At 33.9% G+C, this 19,994-nt stretch carries 16 protein-coding genes; 6 read left to right on the forward strand and 10 right to left on the reverse strand.

Annotated elements, in window-relative coordinates:
* The first annotated feature begins 1 nt into the window (after position 1).
* Positions 2 to 730 (forward strand): 23S rRNA pseudouridine(2604) synthase RluF, encoded by a 729-nt coding sequence (gene rluF / locus Q4548_RS11830; RefSeq protein ID WP_303455278.1) that lies wholly within the window; start codon positions 2 to 4, stop codon positions 728 to 730.
* A 53-nt stretch (positions 731 to 783) separates the two neighbouring features.
* On the opposite strand, the gene Q4548_RS11835 is transcribed toward rluF, so the two are convergent.
* From Q4548_RS11835 to Q4548_RS11875, 9 genes are all read right to left on the reverse strand, one after another.
* On the reverse strand, positions 784 to 4,164 hold the full coding sequence (locus Q4548_RS11835) for a bifunctional proline dehydrogenase/L-glutamate gamma-semialdehyde dehydrogenase (RefSeq protein ID WP_303455282.1): 3,381 nt from the start codon (positions 4,162 to 4,164) through the stop codon (positions 784 to 786).
* Positions 4,165 to 4,301: 137 nt separating this feature from the next.
* The gene (locus tag Q4548_RS11840) at positions 4,302 to 5,249 is read right to left on the reverse strand and encodes an arginase (protein ID WP_303455285.1); all 948 of its coding nucleotides are present in this window, start codon (positions 5,247 to 5,249) and stop codon (positions 4,302 to 4,304) included.
* A complete protein-coding gene (rocD, locus tag Q4548_RS11845) occupies positions 5,250 to 6,482 on the reverse strand; it encodes an ornithine--oxo-acid transaminase (RefSeq protein WP_303455288.1) in 1,233 nt (410 codons plus the stop codon).
* A gap of 620 nt (positions 6,483 to 7,102) precedes the next feature.
* Complete coding sequence (locus Q4548_RS11850) at positions 7,103 to 8,449, reverse strand: DEAD/DEAH box helicase (protein ID WP_303455290.1); 1,347 nt, start codon at positions 8,447 to 8,449, stop codon at positions 7,103 to 7,105.
* Positions 8,450 to 8,558: 109 nt separating this feature from the next.
* The gene (locus Q4548_RS11855; RefSeq protein ID WP_303455293.1) at positions 8,559 to 9,179 is read right to left on the reverse strand and encodes an L-threonylcarbamoyladenylate synthase; all 621 of its coding nucleotides are present in this window, start codon (positions 9,177 to 9,179) and stop codon (positions 8,559 to 8,561) included.
* Between the two features lie 79 nt (positions 9,180 to 9,258).
* Positions 9,259 to 9,486, reverse strand: coding sequence for a hypothetical protein (locus Q4548_RS11860; RefSeq protein WP_303455295.1), 228 nt, complete (start codon positions 9,484 to 9,486; stop codon positions 9,259 to 9,261).
* Positions 9,487 to 9,507: 21 nt separating this feature from the next.
* Positions 9,508 to 10,860 carry an MATE family efflux transporter gene (locus Q4548_RS11865; RefSeq protein WP_303455298.1) on the reverse strand — a complete coding sequence of 451 codons (1,353 nt, stop codon included), beginning with the start codon at positions 10,858 to 10,860 and terminating at the stop codon, positions 9,508 to 9,510.
* Between the two features lie 106 nt (positions 10,861 to 10,966).
* Complete coding sequence (locus tag Q4548_RS11870) at positions 10,967 to 11,302, reverse strand: tRNA-binding protein (RefSeq protein ID WP_303455302.1); 336 nt, start codon at positions 11,300 to 11,302, stop codon at positions 10,967 to 10,969.
* Positions 11,280 to 12,896, reverse strand: a complete 1,617-nt coding sequence (locus Q4548_RS11875) for an ABC transporter substrate-binding protein (RefSeq protein ID WP_303455305.1) — start codon at positions 12,894 to 12,896, stop codon at positions 11,280 to 11,282. Before Q4548_RS11875 ends, Q4548_RS11870 begins: the two co-directional genes overlap by 23 nt.
* A gap of 119 nt (positions 12,897 to 13,015) precedes the next feature.
* On the opposite strand from Q4548_RS11875, the gene mtaB reads away from it, so the two are divergent.
* The 5 genes from mtaB to Q4548_RS11900 all read left to right on the forward strand — a co-directional run bounded on the left by mtaB (position 13,016) and on the right by Q4548_RS11900 (position 19,518).
* Positions 13,016 to 14,374: a tRNA (N(6)-L-threonylcarbamoyladenosine(37)-C(2))-methylthiotransferase MtaB gene (mtaB, locus tag Q4548_RS11880; protein ID WP_303455307.1), complete on the forward strand. Its 1,359-nt coding sequence runs from the start codon at positions 13,016 to 13,018 to the stop codon at positions 14,372 to 14,374.
* An 8-nt stretch (positions 14,375 to 14,382) separates the two neighbouring features.
* A complete protein-coding gene (locus Q4548_RS11885) occupies positions 14,383 to 15,033 on the forward strand; it encodes an alpha/beta hydrolase (protein WP_303455309.1) in 651 nt (216 codons plus the stop codon).
* A gap of 30 nt (positions 15,034 to 15,063) precedes the next feature.
* Positions 15,064 to 15,960, forward strand: a complete 897-nt coding sequence (locus Q4548_RS11890; protein ID WP_303455311.1) for a lytic transglycosylase domain-containing protein — start codon at positions 15,064 to 15,066, stop codon at positions 15,958 to 15,960.
* Positions 15,961 to 16,138: 178 nt separating this feature from the next.
* Positions 16,139 to 16,840 (forward strand): fibronectin type III domain-containing protein, encoded by a 702-nt coding sequence (locus Q4548_RS11895; protein ID WP_303455314.1) that lies wholly within the window; start codon positions 16,139 to 16,141, stop codon positions 16,838 to 16,840.
* A 38-nt stretch (positions 16,841 to 16,878) separates the two neighbouring features.
* On the forward strand, positions 16,879 to 19,518 hold the full coding sequence (locus Q4548_RS11900) for a T9SS type A sorting domain-containing protein (RefSeq protein WP_303455317.1): 2,640 nt from the start codon (positions 16,879 to 16,881) through the stop codon (positions 19,516 to 19,518).
* An 8-nt stretch (positions 19,519 to 19,526) separates the two neighbouring features.
* On the opposite strand, the gene Q4548_RS11905 is transcribed toward Q4548_RS11900, so the two are convergent.
* Positions 19,527 to 19,994, reverse strand: coding sequence for a DUF1456 family protein (locus Q4548_RS11905; RefSeq protein WP_303455320.1), 468 nt, complete (start codon positions 19,992 to 19,994; stop codon positions 19,527 to 19,529).

The raw sequence follows: 19,994 nt of genomic DNA on the forward strand, positions 1-19,994 counted from the left end.
GATGAGCGAGGAATTAAAAAGAATCAATAAATATTTAAGCGAAATAGGTTATTGCTCTCGTAGAGCTGCAGATAAGTTGATAGATGAAGGACGTGTGACCATCAATGGAAAAGTTCCTGAAATGGGGACAAAAATAACATCCGATGACGAGGTAAAAGTGGATGGGAAATTAGTTACAACTCCTACCGAAGCTCACACCTACATTGCTTTTAACAAACCCGTTGGAATTGTTTGTACTACAGATCAACAAAGAGAAAGAAATAATATCATTGATTACATCAAACATCCCAAACGTATTTTTCCTATCGGAAGATTAGACAAACCTAGTGAAGGGTTGATATTTTTAACCAGCGACGGGGATATTGTCAATAAAATATTACGTGCTAGCAACAACCATCAAAAAGAATATTTGGTAAGAGTTGACAGACCCATTACTGAAGAGTTTATCACCAAAATGGGAAATGGAATTCCAATTCTAGGAACTGTAACTAAAAAATGTACGGTAGAAAAAATAAACAATTACGAGTTTAAAATTACTCTGACACAAGGTTTGAATAGACAAATTAGACGTATGTGTGAATATTTGGAATACGATGTGAAAAAATTAAAACGTATTCGTATCATGAATATCTACCTAGACATTCCCGTGGGACGATGGAGAGATTTGACCAAGGCTGAATTGAAGGAATTGAATGAACTCACATCAGACTCTAACAAGCATTACGAGTAAAACCCTGTAATTTTTTACTTTTACAGGGCATGGTTTCTACTTTTTTAAATTAATTACAATTGTACAGATTGTTCTCCCATTAAATTCCCATAACGATGGTAATTGATTGAACGATTTTGCTCTGTTAAATAATTCAACAACTCATAACGACCATAATTACTTGGTTCTTCATGATAGATGTGAATATTTTTTTGGTGACATAGTTTTAAAAATTCATCATCCAATCCATCGTAGTTCAATGCTCTAAAAACAGTATCGTGACCTAACAACGCAGCTATTTCTTGCCACTGAGTAATAACAATGCATTCTGCCAAACCATCCACCAATTCAGTAGCATAAAAAGAAACTGGAATTTTTAAAATTTCTGCAACCTTTTTTACTTTAAAAATAGCTTCTGTTGTTACTTTAGCATCTATTGTAGCAACAATCATTCTTGGCTTTAAATATACATTTGTATTGTGTTGGCCTCTAAGTTTTACATAATCTATCGCTTTAGAAAAATGACTATCATAAGCTTTTTGATAAGACTCACTAATGGTTTTTAAGTCTAATTTCTCTTCAATTCTATCTAGAAATTGAACTACATAATTAGGACCTCCTGCTTTCATTCCAAAACCGTAACAAGAAGCTTTCATTCCACCAAAAGGTTGACGTTGTACAATAGCTCCTGTAGTAGATCTGTTTGCATAAAGATTTCCTGCTTTGATTTTTTTAACCCAAAAATCTACTTCTGAAGGATCTAAACTCTCAATACCACTTGTCAGTCCATAATCTAAATTGTTCACCAATCTAACTGCTTGTTTTAGGTTTTTTGCTTTCATTACACATAAAATAGGTCCAAAAAGCTCTTGATTGTATTCATAATCCTCTTTTGTAATTCCCCATTTGATACCCGGAGACAGAAAGAAATCACCTTTTAATATAGGTTTTACAAGCCATTGTTTTTCGGGAGTATTCTCCAACACATATTTCAACTTCTCATTTATTTTTACAGCCAAAGGTCCAATATCTGTATGCAAATTCCACGGAGAGCCATGTGTTTTACTTTCTGTGGCATCTTTTAGCAATTGTTTGAAATGAGCATCGTTAAACACTTCTTCTTCAAGAATCAATAAGGAAGTTGCTGAACATTTTTGTCCTGTATTTCCAAAAGCAGATTGCACTACATTTTTAATACCCTGCTCTCTGTCTGACAAAGCAGTAATAATTGTTGTATTTTTCCCACCTGTTTCTGCAAAAAGCTTTAGTTTGGGAGTTCTATTGAGTAAAAATTTAGCCGTATCCGTCCCTCCTGTTAGAATCACAGCATCAAAAACTTCTGAATCCGTTAAAAAAGGGTCTAAAACAGTTTCATCTGTCGGTAAAAAGGCAAAAGCACTTTTTGGAATTCCAGCATCCCACAATGTTTTGGCAATCAAATACCCACAAGCAGCAGCGTTTTGTGAAGGTTTTAAAATGACACGCTTACCCGCTGCCAAAGAAGCCAACACTCCACCAATAGGAATGGCAATTGGAAAATTCCATGGAGACAACACCAAATTGATGCCTTTTGATTGACACGTAATTCCTTCTTTATGAACTAAATCCAATGAATTTTGAGCGTAATAATTGGCAAAATCAATCGCTTCAGAAACTTCTACATCCACCTCAGCAACCGTTTTCCCCAACTCTGCAACAGCAACACCAATCAAATCTGCTCTGTTTTTTTCCATTTCTACAGCCGCTGCACGTAACAATTCTGCTCTTTGTGCTACTGAAAAATCATACCAATCAGAACCTGCAGCTATCACTTGTTTGTAATCCTCTACATCTGCAATTTCATACGTCCAAGGTTGCATGCCATTCCACCCTTCTAATTGAATTTGTTTTCTCTCCTTATTAGCAACTTCTGCAACTACTGGAATTGTGTTTCCTAAAATAGATAGTGGATTTTCCCAGCGAATTTTCATTTCTGAAATCCATTTTCTATTGGCAGACAATACCCAATCTGTATTAGGCACGTTTGAAAATTCAGTTTGAGGTTTTGGTTTTTCAACAACTCTATTTTGATTTCTATGAGTTTCATCCGAAACTGTTTCAATACGCTCTATACTTTGAATGAATTGTTGCTCTATAGATTTCCATTTTTCAGAATTCAATTGCAACTGAAACCCTTCTTTTAAAAAATTTCCTGACTGAGTACCTTCATCCAATCTTCTGACCAAGTAAGCAATGGCACTGTTGTAATTTTCTTTTTTTACAATAGGCGTATACAGCAACAAATTCACATTGTGTTTCAACAATTCGTACACAGTTTCGTTTGCCATTCCTTCTAGCATCTCAAAATCTACAAAAGAGGCTATTTCCTGCTCTTTCACCAAATTCAACCCAAATGCCAAATCAAAAATATTGTGTGATGCAATTCCAACATTTAGTGCTTTTGCTGACTCTGAACGAAGCATTTGCAACAACATTTTTTTATAATTTGCATCCACATCCAATTTTGAATTGTAAGTTGCCAATGGCCAGTCTTCAAAAGAAGCTTCTGTCTTTTCCATTTCTAGATTTGCTCCTTTTACCAATCTAACTTTGACTGGAGCCCCTCCATTTTCAACACGTGTTAATGCCCATTTTTGCAAACGGAGCATTGCTTTGTATGAATCTGGCAAATAAGCCTGTAAAACAATCCCAGCTCTTAAATTTTTAAATTCAGGCAAATCCAATGTATTCATAAAAGTAGCAAGTGTAATCTCTAAATCTCGATATTCTTCCATGTCTAGATTTACAAATTTCACCCTCCCCGTTTCTTGCTCTATTTTTAAAATTTCATGATATAAAACAGACAGTTTTTCTACCAAAATAGCTACTGTTTTTTCAAATTCAATCGGTTTTATTTGTGACGAAATGGTAGAAGCTTTGATAGAAATATAATCCACATCTTCTTGACGTAACAAGCTACAATAGTTTTCTATGCGCTGTTTAGCCTCTTCCTCTCCAATCAATGCTTCACCGATAAGATTCACGTTTAAAACCACGCCTTCTGATTTTCTTTTTTGAGCTTGTTTTATAAATTTTGTATCTCCTACAAAAAATAGAATAGGCTGAGTCACACTTTTTATTTGTCCCAACATTAAGGGAATACTAATAGTTGGAAACTTATTCCCGATGCTATTATAAAGACCAATAAGAACCTTCTCAAATCCGCTAAAAATTCGGTAGGATTCTTTATTATTATTTAATAATTTGGTTACATACTCCGAAACTCTACTATAATTAGAAGATCTAAAAGAGGTATCCATCATACGAATTAAAAATGTTTTTGCTTCTGGGGCTTCAATAATAGGTCCTATACGTTTTGAGAAAAGGTTAGGAACACTATTTTGCTGCGGTTCTTGTAATCTTCTTGCTAGAATTAAGCTTTTCTCTAGCTGTTTTTGGGTAGTTTTTACAGACATATGATTGATATTTAAATGCGAAGTGTCAGAATCAACGTATTCAATTACACAACGTTTTTTAATTTTTATAAAACTTTTCTTTGTTTTATGGCTAATTTTTTAATCGTCTTATTACAGCTTTTTTTATGTAAAATGAATTAGCTATTCAGAGCAAATTCTAATATTTCTAAAGCCGTTTCGGCCATTTTATTTCCTTTGTTATCTAAAAGAGGATTGATTTCTGTAACTTCTAAAGCAATGACTTTATTCCAAGATAAAAAGGCTTTTAAAATCTTTTTCACCTCTTCTACAAACAATCCATTTTCTACAGGAGTTCCTGTTCCAGTACTTACAATATTGCTATCCAAACTATCTACATCAAAGGATACGTATACGATATCACAGTCCGCTAACAACTCTTCTTTAATTTCTAACAAAGTAGCTTCTACTCCTTTCTCTCTTAATATTTCTGGAGTAAAATTCACGATTCCGTGTTTTTCTATCAAATAATCTTCTTCCTTTTCTGTATCTCTAACGCCTATAAAAACAATATCTGTAGGAAGTGCTTTAGGCTTGACTCCTCCAACATTTTTCAATTTTTCCCACTCAATTTTGGTAGACTCATCCACATCGTCCAATTCAAACTTTAGGTTGTCCTCATTTATAATTGTTGCAATGGGCATTCCATGAACATTTCCTGAAGGTGATGTATAAGGAGAATGAAGATCCGCATGAGCATCTATCCAAATAAGTCCCAATCTTTTTTCAGGAAAAGCTTTTTTAATTCCAGCAACACTCCCCCCTGACGAAGCATGATCTCCAGAAATAATCAACGGGAAATTTTCTTTTTGAAGCACTTGACAAACGGTATCACAAACCTCTTCATAAATTCCAATCAATCCATCAATATGTTTTGCCCATTTATGATTGCTCGGAACCGTTAAAATGTGATTTTTATCGTTGATAGCTTGTGAGGGTGTGTCTCTAAAAAATGTACTTCCTTTTTTGGTAGCCTCCATCAAAAGCGCATCTATACCTATACTAGAACCTCTAGTACCTGCACCAATTTCCGAACGATTGTAAATTAAATTGATATTGTTTTTCATTTAAAAAGTTTTGACCGTTTTTTCAATAATCTCCACACATTCTAACAACTGTTTTTCTGTAATAACCAAAGGCGGAGCAAAACGAATTTTGTTTCCGTGAGTAGGTTTGGCCAACAATCCATTGTCTCTCAATTTCAAACAAATATCCCAAGCCAAAGATGAAGATTCATCACTATTGATGACAATTGCATTCAACAATCCTTTTCCTCTAACACTCACCAGCACGTCATACCTATCTACTAGTTCTTGAATTTTTTCTCTGAACAACAGCCCTAATTTCAATGCATTTTCGGCTAGTTTTTCATCAAGAACAACCTGCAGAGCTGATTTTGCAACCGCAGCCGCTACTGGGTTTCCTCCAAATGTTGAACCGTGCTGTCCTGGTTTGATTACTTCCATAATAGCTTCATTTGCCAAAACTGCAGAAACAGGATAAACCCCTCCAGATATTGCTTTCCCCAAAATAAGTACATCTGCCTTTACATTTTCATGGTCTATAGCCAGCATTTTTCCTGTTCTTGCAATACCTGTTTGTATTTCGTCTGCTATAAATAATACATTGTATTGCTCACATGTTTTTTTTGCTTCTGCTAAATACCCCTCAGACGGCACGTAAACTCCTGCTTCTCCCTGAATGGGTTCCACTAGAAACCCAGCAATATTTTTATTTGTACTCAAAAGAGTTTCAAAAGCAGCAAGATTGTTATAAGGAATTGATACAAAGCCTGGTGTGTAAGGTCCAAAATTGTTACGAGCATTTTCATCGTTAGAAAATGAAGTTATGGTTGTTGTTCTTCCGTGAAAATTGCCATCGCAAACAACTATTTCTGCTGTATTTAGTGCAATCCCTTTTTTCTCATATGCCCATTTTCTACAAATTTTAAGAGCTGTTTCTACAGCCTCTGCCCCTGTATTCATTGGCAAAACTCTATCAAAACCAAATAATTTTGTAATAAATTCTTCATAATCTCCTAACTGACTGTTGTAAAAAGCTCTTGATGACAATGTCAATTTTTTAGATTGATTGATCAATGCTTCTATAATTTTTGGATGGCAATGTCCTTGATTGACCGCAGAGTATGCAGAAAGAAAATCATAATACTTTCTATTGTCAACATCCCAAACATAAACACCTTCACCACGATCCAAAACAACAGGTAATGGCTGGTAATTATGAGCTCCAAACTGCTCTTCTTTCTCAATACATAAAATTGATTTTTCCAATAATTTCATCGTAATTTTTGCTTTAAAAAATAATTAAGTAATCTACCCTAAGAGAAATGAATAAATAAAAATAGTTGTGTGTTGATTGAACAGCTTCAAAACACGTAAATACTGCAACAAGTAAATCAACTGCTATCAAAGTTCTCTGATATTGATTAGAAACTAGACCATTGAAAAATGTACATCTAATTCAAATCAACTTTATAACATATTTATCGATTGCAAACTATCTTGAAAATTCTCGTAAAATATACATTCCTCAAAATTGCAATACTTATATTGTAAAATAGTTACTATAAAACGTGAAAACAGTTGATAAAAAACAGATTCTTCAATTTCCAGATTCAGTATCAAAAAAACTGACGGTTGTTGTTTATCAATTACGGTTATTTTCTTAGAATTCTAAGTATATGGGAGTTCCAAAAGACAAAGTTGTTATCCTCTGTTTGATAGTATTGTGGTAGAAAAATAACTACTTATACCTTTTCTTTGAAAGACAGTTGTAACAATCAAAAAAGGTATTTAAATGATGGGTTGCGAAGAGATTTGTTAAAGGGACTTAACATTGAATCACTCTACATATATCAAAAAATCCTCTCTAACTAGTTGTTTGGAGAGGATTTTAGATTTTATTTCTTTTTTATTTTCTTGATAGGTTTCTCTTTTGTCAACAAATCGGCTACTTTGTTTTCTGACAAGTAATTAGCCAAAACTTTATCTACCAATTCCTCTTTGGTCAAGTGATGAAATACTGTTTTTACCTTAGCTTTCAACTCTTGTGAAATCTGATTGTTTGGTTTGGTTTTGAAAACTTTTTTAGCCCACAAAATAGTGTTGTTTTCTTCAATACTCAAAACACTCGGTTTTTGATATTCCTGAACATCCAACTCATATTCTTGTTCCAAGAACTTCATTTTCTCTATTTCATCTGCTTGTAAAATAGACATTGATAATCCTTTGGCTCCAGCTCTAGCCGTTCTACCACTTCTATGAATGTAGGTTTCTACAGCATCTGGCAAATGGTAATGTACTACGTAAGAAATAGCAGGAATGTCTATACCACGGGCAGCTACATCAGTTGCAACTAAAGTATCAATGTATCCGTTACGGAATTGCTCCATAATACGATCACGAATTCCCTGTGTCAAACTACCGTGAATGGCTCCTGATGATATTTTATTAATGGCTAAGTTTTTTGCCAACTTGTTTACTGCTGCTTTGGTTTTACAGAAAATAATTCCTTGTTTTCCCTCTTTACTTGCCAAAAAGTGCAACAAAACATCTAATTTTTCAATTGGCTCTACAACAACATACTCGTGAGTAATTCCCTCATTGGTTAAATTGACCACCGCTGCGTTGATTTGAACCACATGTTTAGACATGTAATTCTGAATCAATTGTTTGATGGTTCCTGGCATGGTTGCAGAAAACAGCAATGTTCTGATCTTTTTGGGCATTGCAGCAACAATCTTATCCAAACCTTCTTTTAAGGTTAAGACCATTTCATCTGCCTCATCCAAAACAAAGTAACCTACAGAAGACAAATCTATTTTTTGTCTTTGTATCAAATCTATCAAACGACCAGGAGTTGCAACTACCAAATGTGTAGGACTAGCCAACCGCTCAATTTGTTCTTTTATAGGATTTCCTCCACAAACAACAGCTGTTGATATAGCGGGTGAATTTTTAGAAAATGCAACAATGTTGGTGTAAATTTGTTGACCTAACTCTCTTGTAGGAACCAATACAACCACTTGTACCTGTGCTAAATATGTATCTATTAAATCTAACAAAGGCAATACAAAAGCTGCTGTTTTACCTGTACCTGTTTGTGCCAAGCCAACAACATCATCCATTTGATTTAAAATTACAGGAATTGCTTTTTCTTGAATTTCTGTAGGAATGGTCATTTCTAATTCCGTTAAACTAGAAACCAACGCTTCTGAAAGACCTAACGATGAAAACGATTGTGGCATATATTTATTTTTTTGACAAAGGTACTAAGGATATCAGTAGAAATACGAGGAAATATGCTATAGATGCAGTCTTAAAAAAGTATCTTAAAGAAAGATAGAGTTTTAAAAACTATAAAACATCCAAACTTCCTTTTCCTTCTCTTAATACTACAGGTTCTGCATCACTTAAATCAATTACGGTAGAAGCTACATTGTCTCCATAACCACCATCAATCACAATGTCTACCAAATCATCCCATTTTTCGTAAATCAACTCTGGATCTGTTGTGTATTCTATCACTTCATCTTCATCATAAATAGAAGTCGAAACAATAGGGCTTCCTAAAAACTTGACAAGTTCTCTAACAATATTGTTATCTGGAACACGAATTCCTACTGTCTTACGTTTTTTAAATCCTTTAGGTAAATTATTGATTGCAGGCAGTATAAAAGTATAGGGACCTGGCAAAGCACGTTTTAAAATTTTAAAAGTACTTGTATCTATCGGTTTTACATAATCGGAAAGATGGCTCAAATCGTTACAAACAAAAGAAAACGTATTTTTTTCTAATTTGATTCCTTTGATTTTTGCTATTCTCTCCATTGCTTTGGTATTGGTAATATCACAGCCCAAAGCGTAAACTGTATCTGATGGGTAAATAATGACTCCACCATCTCTAAGCACCTCTACAACTTTTAGAATTTCTCTCTCGTTGGGGTTTTCAGGATATATTTTGATTAGTTTTGCCATGTTGTATCTTGTTTAGTAATTGGTCACTAGTACAAAGTAAATCTTACAAAATTGTATTCTCCGTACTTTTTACGTTGTACTAATCAGTATATTTGTCCATTTCTTCATCATAAAAAGCAGATGCTTCTTCAATGTATTGAGCAACTTGTAAAGAAAGTTCTTCTTCATCTGTTCCTTCCAAATCATCCCATAATTCTATATCATCATCCTTTAAGTTAATGATAAATCTTGGGAATTCCGTATGAATAACAAAAATATCTTCTGGATTGTTGGTATTGTCACCTAATAGAAACCTTGGTAATTCCATAGTTCTTGTTTTTTTTAATTGTTATGAATTTTCTGACAAAAGTAATCTTTTTGTCAGATGTTGAAACCTTAGAAACAATAAGATTGAGGAAACTGTTAACCCGACTAACAAACCAATCCAAATACCAAAAGTTCCCAAATCTGTTAAAATTCCTAAATAATAACAAACAGGAAAACCAATGATCCAATAGGAAATAAAAACCAACCACATAGGAATCACCATATCTTGCAAACCTCTTAAAGCTCCTAAAACAACAACTTGTATTCCGTCAGAAATTTGAAACAACCCTGCAATAATCAACAATTTAGAGGCTATATCTGCAACTTCTTTGTCGTCAATATAAATCCAAGGCAAATAAGCTCTCAAGCTCATAAAACCAATAGCCGCAATAATGGCAATGATAATCATTAACCAAATGGTAGAAACCGCAATTCTTTTTAGATTGAAATAATCTTTCAGCCCTTTTTGATTTGCCACTCTAATGGTTGCCGTAACACTCATACCTGTAGCCACCATAAACGTCATAGTAGACAAATTCAGTGCTATTTGATTTGCTGCTTGTTCTTGTGTTCCTAACATTCCTGCCAACAAAACTCCCGATGCAAAAATTCCAATTTCGAAAAACATTTGTAAAGCTGCAGGATATCCTAATTTCACAATTTTTAATACACGCTCTTTTTCTATATTCCACCAAGAAACAGCCATATTGTATGGAGCAAATTCCTTCTTTTTAGCAATAAAATACAACAATATAAAAATCATCAAAATACGTGATACCAATGTTCCATATGCAGCACCATCTATTCCCAACATTGGAGCTCCTAACTTACCATAAATCAACATGTAATTTAACAAAATATTGATGGAATTGGCTCCCAGAATTGCAATCATAGCATATTTGGTTTGACTCAGTCCGTCTGTAAATTGTTTGATGGCTTGAAAAATTAAAAGAGGCACCATAGAGTACGCTATAATTTCATAATACGGCAATGCCAACGTAACCACTTCTTCTGGCTGATTCATCAATTTCATCATAGGTTGCAACAACAATAATATAGCCGTCAGAACCACTCCTATAATGGTTAATAGTACCACTCCGTGTTGATAATTTTTTTTACCGTCTAAGTAATTCTCAGCACTGTCAGACTCCGCTATTAAAGGAGTAATGGCAAAGGAAAAACCAACTCCAAGTCCCATTAAAATAAAGAATATTGAATTTGCCAAAGACACTGCTGCCAAAGCAGGAGCACCCAATTCTCCTACCATAATATTGTCTGCAAACCCCACCAATACATTTCCTAGCTGTCCTAACATAATAGGAACTGCTATAACTATATTCGTTTTAAATTCTTTTGTGTATTGCGTGAAATTCATGTGAGGTTGCGAATAAATTTGCGCAAATATACAAACTTACTTATGCGGAATCCTAAACTAATTATAAGAACTCTTGTTTTAACAAAAGCTTAAAACTAAAGGAATCTTACGCTATTTTTGTTCCGTTTTTCACAGCTCTTTCAGACTGTAACAACGTTACTTCTTTCTCTCCACTCAAACCACCTAAAACCAAGCATTCACTCATCATATTTGCTATTTGTTTGGGAGGAAAATTAACAACAGCAACTATTTGTTTTCCAATTAAACCTTGAGGTTGGTACAGTTTGGTTATTTGTGCAGAAGATTTTTTCATTCCTAAATCACCAAAATCAATCAACAACTTATAAGCTGGATTTTTAGCTTCTTTAAAGATTTCTGCTTTTACAATCGTTCCAATGCGCATGTCTACTTTGGCAAAATCACTCCACGAAAGGTTTTCCATTTTTTTTTGTTTTGTATACTTTTTTCAAATTCAATAAATTGGTTGGATTGGTTGTCAATCCTTTGACATTCTTGTGTTTGAATCGAACAATTTCATCATAAAACAGAGAAACTACAGGTACTTCTACATTAATGATACTGTCCATTTTTTTATACACTTCAATACGTTTTTGTCTGTCTGTTAATGCCAAAGACTCTTCATAGAACTTGTCATATTCTGGATTGCTATAATGAGAATAATTGGGGCCTTGAGGTGAAAAATTTTTGCTGTAAAAAAGTGATAAAAAGTTTTCAGCATCCGGATAATCTGCAATCCACCCTACTCTAAATGTTAGCAAGTTTCCATTGGCTTTCTTTTGTCTCAAAACAGGCGATGGTAAAATATCCAATTCAATTGTAAGTCCAACTCCTTGCAATTCACGCTGTATAAACTCAAACAAATCTGTATAACTAGAATTGGTGGCAATTTTTACGGTAGGATGTTCATCTCCTGTTTCTTGTTTGTATTTTTCTATGTATGTTTTTGCTTTTTCTGGATAGTAGGTTTGTAAAGTATCTCCGTAATAAGAAGGCAACCCTTTGGGAATAAATCCTGTGGCTGGCTGACCAATATTATTCCTTAAATATCGTAACATTTTGGCTCTATCAAAACCACAATTGATGGCTTTTCTAATGTAAGGGTGATTGTCTACAGTTTGGCCTTCCATAAAAAAAGCAATGTATTCCGTAATCAAATAGGGACTTTTGTCTAACAACAACTTATCTTGATATTTAGGTAATAAACTTCCTATAGGAGATAATAATTCGTCTTTATAAGATGTGTGTAAATCGTTCAACACATCTGATTTTCCTTGAATAAATTGCATAAACTCTGTCTGTTTATCCGCATAAAAAGTAACTGCAATAGCTTCTAAATAAGGAAGCTGTTTTCCCTCTTCATCTTTTTCAAAATACAAAGGATTTCTACGAAACACCAATTTGGTATTCTCAATCCATATTTTAAACTGAAAAGGACCTGTTCCCACGGGATTTGAACGGAATTCACTTCCGTAAAACTCTATAGCTTCTTTAGGAACTACGGAACAATACTGCATAGACAACAATCCTAAAAAAGGTGGAAAAGCTTGGTGCAAATCAATTCTAAAAATAGAATCGTTAATGGCTTTAAAACTTTTTACATTTTGCATAACCCATCTTCCTGACGAAGCCACTTTTGGATCCATCAACCTTGTAAAACTGTATTCAAAATCTGATGCAGTTACCGTTCGAGTACTATCTTTTCCAAAAACAGCATTTTTATGAAAATAGACATCCTTTCTTAACGTAAATTGATATGTTTTATTTTCATTACTTATTTCCCAAGATTTTGCAATGCACGGCTCTACATTCAATTTGTCATCAAAAACCACCAAACCATTAAAAAGTTGATTTGTAGCCCAATATATCGGTTCATTTTTAGCAAAAGCAGGATCTAAAGTGGTGATATTGTCTTTTTCATTGTAGCGAAATACCTGAGTATCATCGTATGTCCGTACTTCTTCCCGACAAGAGATCAAGGATAAGATCAAAACTAAAAAACTGATTATTTTTTTCATTGTGGAATTAATTTATTACAAATGAATCTATTACCATTTGTCTCGCCTAAAAATCAAGCTTCATCATAAAGTACTTATCATGAAAAAAAACTACCTTTGTGCCCCGTAAATTTACAAGAATGAGTCCGCAAAAAAAAGTTGCTTTTTATACATTAGGCTGTAAACTTAATTTTTCTGAAACTTCTACCATCGCTAGAAACTTTCAAGACGAAGGTTTTACACGTGTTGATTTTGAGGAACAAGCTGATATTTATGTCATTAACACTTGTTCTGTTACCGACAATGCTGACAAGCGTTTCAAAACAATTGTGAAAAACGCGTTGAAAAAAAATGAAAATGCTTTTTTAATTGCTGTTGGTTGTTATGCACAATTAAAACCCGAAGAATTGGCTGCTGTAGATGGAGTGGATCTGGTTTTAGGTGCAACAGAAAAATTTAAAGTAACTGATTACATCAATGATTTGTCAAAAAATGACTTGGGAGAAATTCATTCTTGCGAAATTGAAGATGCCGATTTTTATGTGGGATCTTATTCTATTGGAGACCGAACTCGTGCCTTTCTAAAAGTACAAGACGGCTGTGACTACAAATGCACGTATTGCACCATTCCCCTAGCTCGTGGAATTTCTAGAAGTGATACTTTGGAAAATGTTTTGAAAAATGCAAAAGAAATTTCTAAGAAAGGTATCAAAGAAATTGTGTTGACTGGAGTGAATATTGGTGATTACGGAAAAGGTGAATTTGGAAATAAAAAACATGAACATACTTTTTACGAATTGGTTCAGGAATTGGATAAAGTTGATGGAATTCACCGTTTGCGAATTTCTTCTATTGAACCCAATTTGTTAAAAGATGAAACCATTCAGTTTGTGAGTACTTCTAACAGTTTTGTGCCTCATTTTCACATTCCATTGCAAAGTGGTAGTGACGAAATTCTAAAAAAAATGAAACGTCGTTATTTGAGTGATATCTATGTGAATAGAGTAAATCGCATCAAAGAAACCATGCCAAATGCTTGTATTGGTGTTGATGTTATTGTTGGTTTTCCTGGCGAAACGGATGAATTGTTTTTAAAAACCTATCACTTTTTAAACGAATTAGACATATCTTATTTACACGTTTTCACTTATTCAGAGCGTGACAATACAGAAGCTGCAAACATGGCTGGAGTGGTTCCTAAAAATGTTCGTGCCAAACGTAGCAAGATGTTGCGTGGTTTGTCTGTAAAAAAACGTAGAGCTTTTTACGAAAGTCAGTTAGGAACTACACACACTGTTTTGTTTGAGAGTGAAAACAAAGACGGTTACATCAACGGATTTACTGAAAACTACGTAAAAGTAAGAACACCTTGGAATCCTAGTTTGGTGAATGAATTGCATCAAGTAACCCTTACTGAAATAGACGAAGATGGATGTGTTCGTTTTGATTGGATACAAAAACCTATCGAAAAAAATGTAAATTTGAGCGAACTGCTTTAAGATTCATTTTGAAAAAAAACGTTTACTTGATTCCTGGAATGTCTGCCAGCTCATTAATATTTGAGCGCATTCATTTCCCAGAAGAAGATTACCATGTACATTCCTTAGAGTGGCTATTGCCTCTGTCTAAAAATGAACCTTTGGAACAATATGTAACTCGTTTTGCTAAATTGATTACAGAGCCCAATCCTATTTTGATTGGTGTTTCCTTTGGTGGCATCATTGCCCAAGAACTAGGAAAAATAATCGATAATTCTAAAGTCATCATTATTTCTAGTATCAAACACGAACAAGAACAAAGACCTCTTTTCCAATTTTTAAGAAAAACCAAATTGTACAGATTGTATTCTCCTAATTTTGTCAACACATTAGAGAAACTGACCTACCAATTGGCACCCAAAAAAATTAAAAATAGTCTGATTCTTTATAGAAAGTATTTACCTGTTCGCAATCCTATTTATACACAATGGGCTATTCGTACTTTTTTAAACTGGCAACAATCTAAAAATCAAAATATCATGCACTTTCATGGTGATAAAGATCCTATTCTCCCTGTTCAATACCTCTCTAATTTTAAAGTAATACCCAAAGGTACTCATGCCATGATTCTTACTCAAAGTACTATCCTACAACGTGAAATTCTACGTAGTTTGGCTTAATTATTGTACCTTTGTATCAAATTTAACTTTATGAAAAAATATGTTTCTTTACTTTTAGGTATTGTTGTAATTGGTGCTTTTGTTCCGTTTTTTATAAAGGCAACACCTTCTACCAAAAAAACAGGAGAAACGTATATCATCAAAGCCATTAAAACACCTGAAAATTTAACGTTTGCTCAAGAAGTAGTGCCTTTACACAAACAAGACATTGTTGAACGACTAGACAGAGAATTGTTGGTAAATACTTATTGGCAATCCAATGGGTTGTTATTGATCAAAAGAGCTCACAAATACTTTCCTATTATTGAACCTATTTTAGCAAAACACAACATCCCTAATGATTTTAAATATTTAGCGGTGATAGAAAGTGGTTTGCAAAATGTTACGTCTCCCGCAGGAGCTAGAGGTTTTTGGCAATTGTTAGCAACCACAGCCAAAGAATATGGGTTGGAAGTAAATGACAATGTGGACGAACGATATCATTTGGAAAAAGCTACGGAAGCAGCTTGTCAATATTTGTTAAAAGCCAAAGAGAAATTTGGGACTTGGACAGAAGCAGCAGCTGCATACAATATTGGTATTCAAGGTTTATCTAGAAGGTTGATTGAGCAACAAGTTACCTCATATTACGATTTGTTATTGCCTGACGAGACCTCTCGCTACGTTCCTAGAATTATTGCGATCAAAGAAATATTGAGCAAACCTTACGATTTTGGATTTGTATACGACAAAAACGATTTGTACAAACTACCTCAATACAGAAGTGTAAAAATAGACACAGCCATTACCAACATTGCTAGTTTCGCTAAAAAATTTGACACCAATTACAAAGAAATAAAATTATTGAATCCTTGGTTGAGAGAAAATGTTTTGAACAATCGTTCTAGAAAAATGTACGAAATTAAACTACTTACCCAAGAAGAATAATTCGCATAAAAACTCAATATTCATTAAGGTATTTACAATCAATACACAAATACAATAACACTTTCTTATTAAAAACTAAAAACAAATAAAAACTATTTGTTTCACACTTCAAGCCCTGTGTGTTGTCAAAACAATTACTTAGACATTAAATTTGAACTTCAACTAATGAGTTTAAATTATGAAAAGTAAATTGTTAAAATGTGTATTTTTTATTTGTATCAGTTTTGCCATTTCTTGTGGTGGTGGAGGCGGAAGTGATAAAATTGAACCTGTTCAACCTGCGAAAGCAATCTTAATTTCTCCTGCAAAAGACGAACCTTGTAACCAAGGAAGTGTATTAGATAACAGCACACTAAGTACCGTTACTTTTAACTGGAAAGCCTCTGAAGACACCGATAGCTACACACTGATCCTAAAAAATTTAGAAGACAATACTACCACTCAAAACAACAGTACCAGCAACAGTCTGGAATTGAATATAAAAAGAGGAATTAATTACTCTTGGTTCGTTATTTCAAAATCTTCAGAAAGTACACTGACTAATGACAGCGAAACGTGGAACTTTTACAATGCTGCAGAAGGAACTGTAAACCACATTCCATATCCTGCAACCCTAGTAAACCCAACTATGAATGCTACTTCAGCTTCTAAAAATGTAACGTTACAATGGACAACTTCAGATCTAGATAGTGACATTTCTGGATACGATGTCTATATTGGAACAGCTGAAAACAACTTGACAAAGCAAAACACGGTAAACACCAATCAACTTAGTTTGTCTTTAGAAGCAGATACCTTTTACTATTGGAGAGTATACACCAAAGATGCTGTAGGAAATATTTCTATTTCTTCTGTATTTGAGTTTAAAACGGGAGTTTAATTCTATCTCATTTGTTGTAATCAACAAAAAATTTGGCTATGAAAAAAATTACATCCTATTTATTTTTTATATCAGTAATCGGGCTACAACCCTTATCTGCACAAGACATTGTAGACATCAACTTAGACACCAAACATGAAGTAGATGGTGTTTCAGAGTTTGATAGAGAAAAGTACATATTGCTTCACGCAGGTTTGGACGATAACGAATGGCCTAATGAAGCATACAAACAAGATGTTTTAGAAAATTATGATATCTATTTAGGTCGTAACAATGGTTCTTTGCCATGGATTTACAACAATGTAAAACAAGATCCAAACAAATCTGGATGGCCAAGTATAGATAACTTGCAAACAGAAGGACAAAAGAACATCAACAACTACATTAGCAACGTTTCGGAACACAAATATGAAAATCGACTGGCTCGTTACATGATGGGTGGACAAGAAGGAATGTACCCTAACGAAGAACACGAAATAGGTTCTAAGAATGCAAAATGGATCATGGCAAAAGAGAACTATGCTCCTATTGCTGAATTTTATGCCAATTATTTTAAATATTTTTTTGGAACTGGGGGAACGAACGGACAGCCAAAACCGACCTATGTAGAAGTAATGAACGAACCTTTTGTAAAAGCAACTAGTATTGGAACAACAAGAGCTGATATCTCTGAAATGTTTCGAGTTGTTGCCAAACGCATCAAAGAACTAAACCCTGAAATAAAAGTAGGTGGTTACAGCGCTGCACATCCTGCGTACGAAGCTGCTGACTTTGGCCATTGGGATAAAAACTGGAAAACTTTTATAGATATTGCAGGTGAAGAGATGGATTTTTTCTCTTTGCATTTGTACGACAATGTTCAGAAAGTTTCTGAAGAAGGACAATATAGAGCTGGTAGTAATATTGAGGCAATTTTAGACATGGTAGAACATTATGAGATTCTGAAATTGGGGAAAATAAAACCTTTTTGTTTGTCTGAATACGGTTGTTTGAATACCGAAGGAGAAGTCTACACCAAAGAAAGAGATTGGAACAACATTCGCTCTTTTAACACAATGATTATGCAGTTTTTAGAAAGACCTAATGTGATAGAACAGGCTCTACCTTTTATGATTTTAAAAGCCAATTGGTGGAATCACCCTACTGATCCAGATATCAAATATGCACATAGATTGTTTCGTCAAAAAAAGGAATTGGCAGGAGAAACAGGTGAAGAATGGGTGTATACAGAATTGATAAAATTTTATGATTTTTGGAAAAATGTAAAAGGAACTAGAATAGACACCAAAGCAAGTAACTTAGACACGCAAGTAGATACTTATGTTGATGGAAACAAAGCTTATGTAATTGTTAACAACATGCACCACCAAGCTAGAACGGTAGATTTGAATCTAAAAGGACTGGGAGATGCTACCATTCAGTCCATACTTGTAAAACACCTACATGCTGAAAACAATGGAATTCCTACTCTGGATGAATACACCGTCAACAACATTAATTCTGTAAATATAGGTAGAGAAGCAAGTATTATTTTAGAATATACGTTTGACAAAAACGTTGTAATTCCAGAAGTTTCGAATGAAACTAAATATTATGCTACTACATACAATCAGAAAATAAATAGCAATCAAACTCTAAACTTCCACATCAACAATGTAAATGTAAATTCCTCTTATGGTGAAGCTACTTTGAGATTGGGAATAGGAAGAGCTCACGGAAAATCTTTAAAACCTTTGCTAAAAGTAAATGGAAATGACGTACTCGTTCCTGATAACTGGAGAGGAAATGACCAAAGTGGAAGAGATCAGTTTTTTGGAGTTTTGGAAATTCCTGTTCCTTATACCATCTTGTCACAAAACAATACCATTGCAGTAACATTTCCTGATGCTGGAGGAAACGTAAGTAGTGTCGCATTGCAGGTTCAATCTTTTGACAAAGAAATAATTAGAAGTATTGAGAAAGGAACGACCGTTGGTAATGACAACTTTAGCATTCGTGCTATTGGTAAAACTTGTGAGGGCAGCAATAATGGAATTCTTGAAATAACCGCTACTAAAGAATTGAACTATTTGGCCACTCTTAAAGAAACTAGTAGTAGTAAAAATTTCACACAAAACACTAGTTTTGAAAATCTAGCTTCAGGTTCTTATGAATTGACCATTACCAGTTCTGAACTGGCCAGTTTTGAACAAAAATTTATCATCAATATCCCTCAAGCTAACAAATTGAATGTTGCGAGTAATATCAATACCTCACAAAAAACAGTAACTTATTATTTATCCGGAGCAGAAAGATATACTGTTAATCTAAACAATCAACTATTTGCTACTTCAGATTCTAGTATTCAACTAGCTGTAAACAATGGTAAAAACTCGGTAGAAATATCAACAAATAAGGCTTGTCAAGAACCATATGTTCAACAATTTTATTATGAAAACAACATCCAAATAAGTCCAAATCCTTTCACAGATTCCATCGAAATAAATTTAGGTAAGGATGCTAGCAAAACAGCCGAAATTACAATAAACAGCATTGCAGGAGCACTTACACATCACAGCACACAAAACATTAGCAACAATATTTTGACTATACATACCCATCACCTTGCAAAAGGAGTGTATGTTTTATCTGTAAAAACGGACGAAACCTTGAAGAATATGAAGATTTATAAAAAATAAAAGCAATCTTATTTTTTAGGATTGTTTTTCAAATACAACGCATTTAAAAAGTTCCTAAGTACCTGATCTTGACATCTTTTATAATGATGGTGCCCTGGTTTTCTAAAAAACGCTGACAATTCTGATTTTCCAAAATTGAATTCAACCGTTTTTAGCAATGCTAAAATATCTGTATCTTTTAAATTTAAGGCAATCCTTAATTTTCTCAAGACAATATTATTGTTCAATTCTTTTTCTGCCACAGGAATCTCTCCTTCTTTTTTCCCTCTATAATGAATGATCAATCCATTCAAAAAATGCGCAAACTGCTCGTCTTCTAAAGACAAATTCTCTACTTCTTTCGTATCTTTTTCTAAGTACTTAGAAATTTGTTCTTTTTCTACCACAACTCCTACGTGATTGAAAAAGGAAATTAAGTCTTCTGGTGTATAATTGAAAGCATATTTCAATCTTCTAAACACATCATTATTTGTCAT

This window comes from Wenyingzhuangia sp. 2_MG-2023, assembly GCF_030548295.1.
In the GTDB taxonomy this organism is placed as follows: domain Bacteria; phylum Bacteroidota; class Bacteroidia; order Flavobacteriales; family Flavobacteriaceae; genus Wenyingzhuangia.

Bases quoted from the DNA above. Each gene is read 5' to 3' on its own strand.
- rluF (WP_303455278.1), top strand. From the start codon at position 2: ATGAGCGAGGAATTAAAAAGAATCAATAAATATTTAAGCGAAATAGGT.
- Q4548_RS11875 (WP_303455305.1), bottom strand. From the start codon at position 12,896: ATGAAAAAAATAATCAGTTTTTTAGTTTTGATCTTATCCTTGATCTCT.
- Q4548_RS11900 (WP_303455317.1), top strand. From the start codon at position 16,879: ATGAAAAAAATTACATCCTATTTATTTTTTATATCAGTAATCGGGCTA.
- rocD (WP_303455288.1), bottom strand. From the start codon at position 6,482: ATGAAATTATTGGAAAAATCAATTTTATGTATTGAGAAAGAAGAGCAG.
- Q4548_RS11865 (WP_303455298.1), bottom strand. From the start codon at position 10,860: ATGAATTTCACGCAATACACAAAAGAATTTAAAACGAATATAGTTATA.
- Q4548_RS11905 (WP_303455320.1), bottom strand. From the start codon at position 19,994: ATGACAAATAATGATGTGTTTAGAAGATTGAAATATGCTTTCAATTAT.
- Q4548_RS11870 (WP_303455302.1), bottom strand. From the start codon at position 11,302: ATGGAAAACCTTTCGTGGAGTGATTTTGCCAAAGTAGACATGCGCATT.
- Q4548_RS11890 (WP_303455311.1), top strand. From the start codon at position 15,064: ATGAAAAAATATGTTTCTTTACTTTTAGGTATTGTTGTAATTGGTGCT.
- Q4548_RS11835 (WP_303455282.1), bottom strand. From the start codon at position 4,164: ATGTCTGTAAAAACTACCCAAAAACAGCTAGAGAAAAGCTTAATTCTA.
- Q4548_RS11840 (WP_303455285.1), bottom strand. From the start codon at position 5,249: ATGAAAAACAATATCAATTTAATTTACAATCGTTCGGAAATTGGTGCA.
- Q4548_RS11855 (WP_303455293.1), bottom strand. From the start codon at position 9,179: ATGGCAAAACTAATCAAAATATATCCTGAAAACCCCAACGAGAGAGAA.
- Q4548_RS11895 (WP_303455314.1), top strand. From the start codon at position 16,139: ATGAAAAGTAAATTGTTAAAATGTGTATTTTTTATTTGTATCAGTTTT.
- Q4548_RS11850 (WP_303455290.1), bottom strand. From the start codon at position 8,449: ATGCCACAATCGTTTTCATCGTTAGGTCTTTCAGAAGCGTTGGTTTCT.
- Q4548_RS11860 (WP_303455295.1), bottom strand. From the start codon at position 9,486: ATGGAATTACCAAGGTTTCTATTAGGTGACAATACCAACAATCCAGAA.
- mtaB (WP_303455307.1), top strand. From the start codon at position 13,016: ATGAGTCCGCAAAAAAAAGTTGCTTTTTATACATTAGGCTGTAAACTT.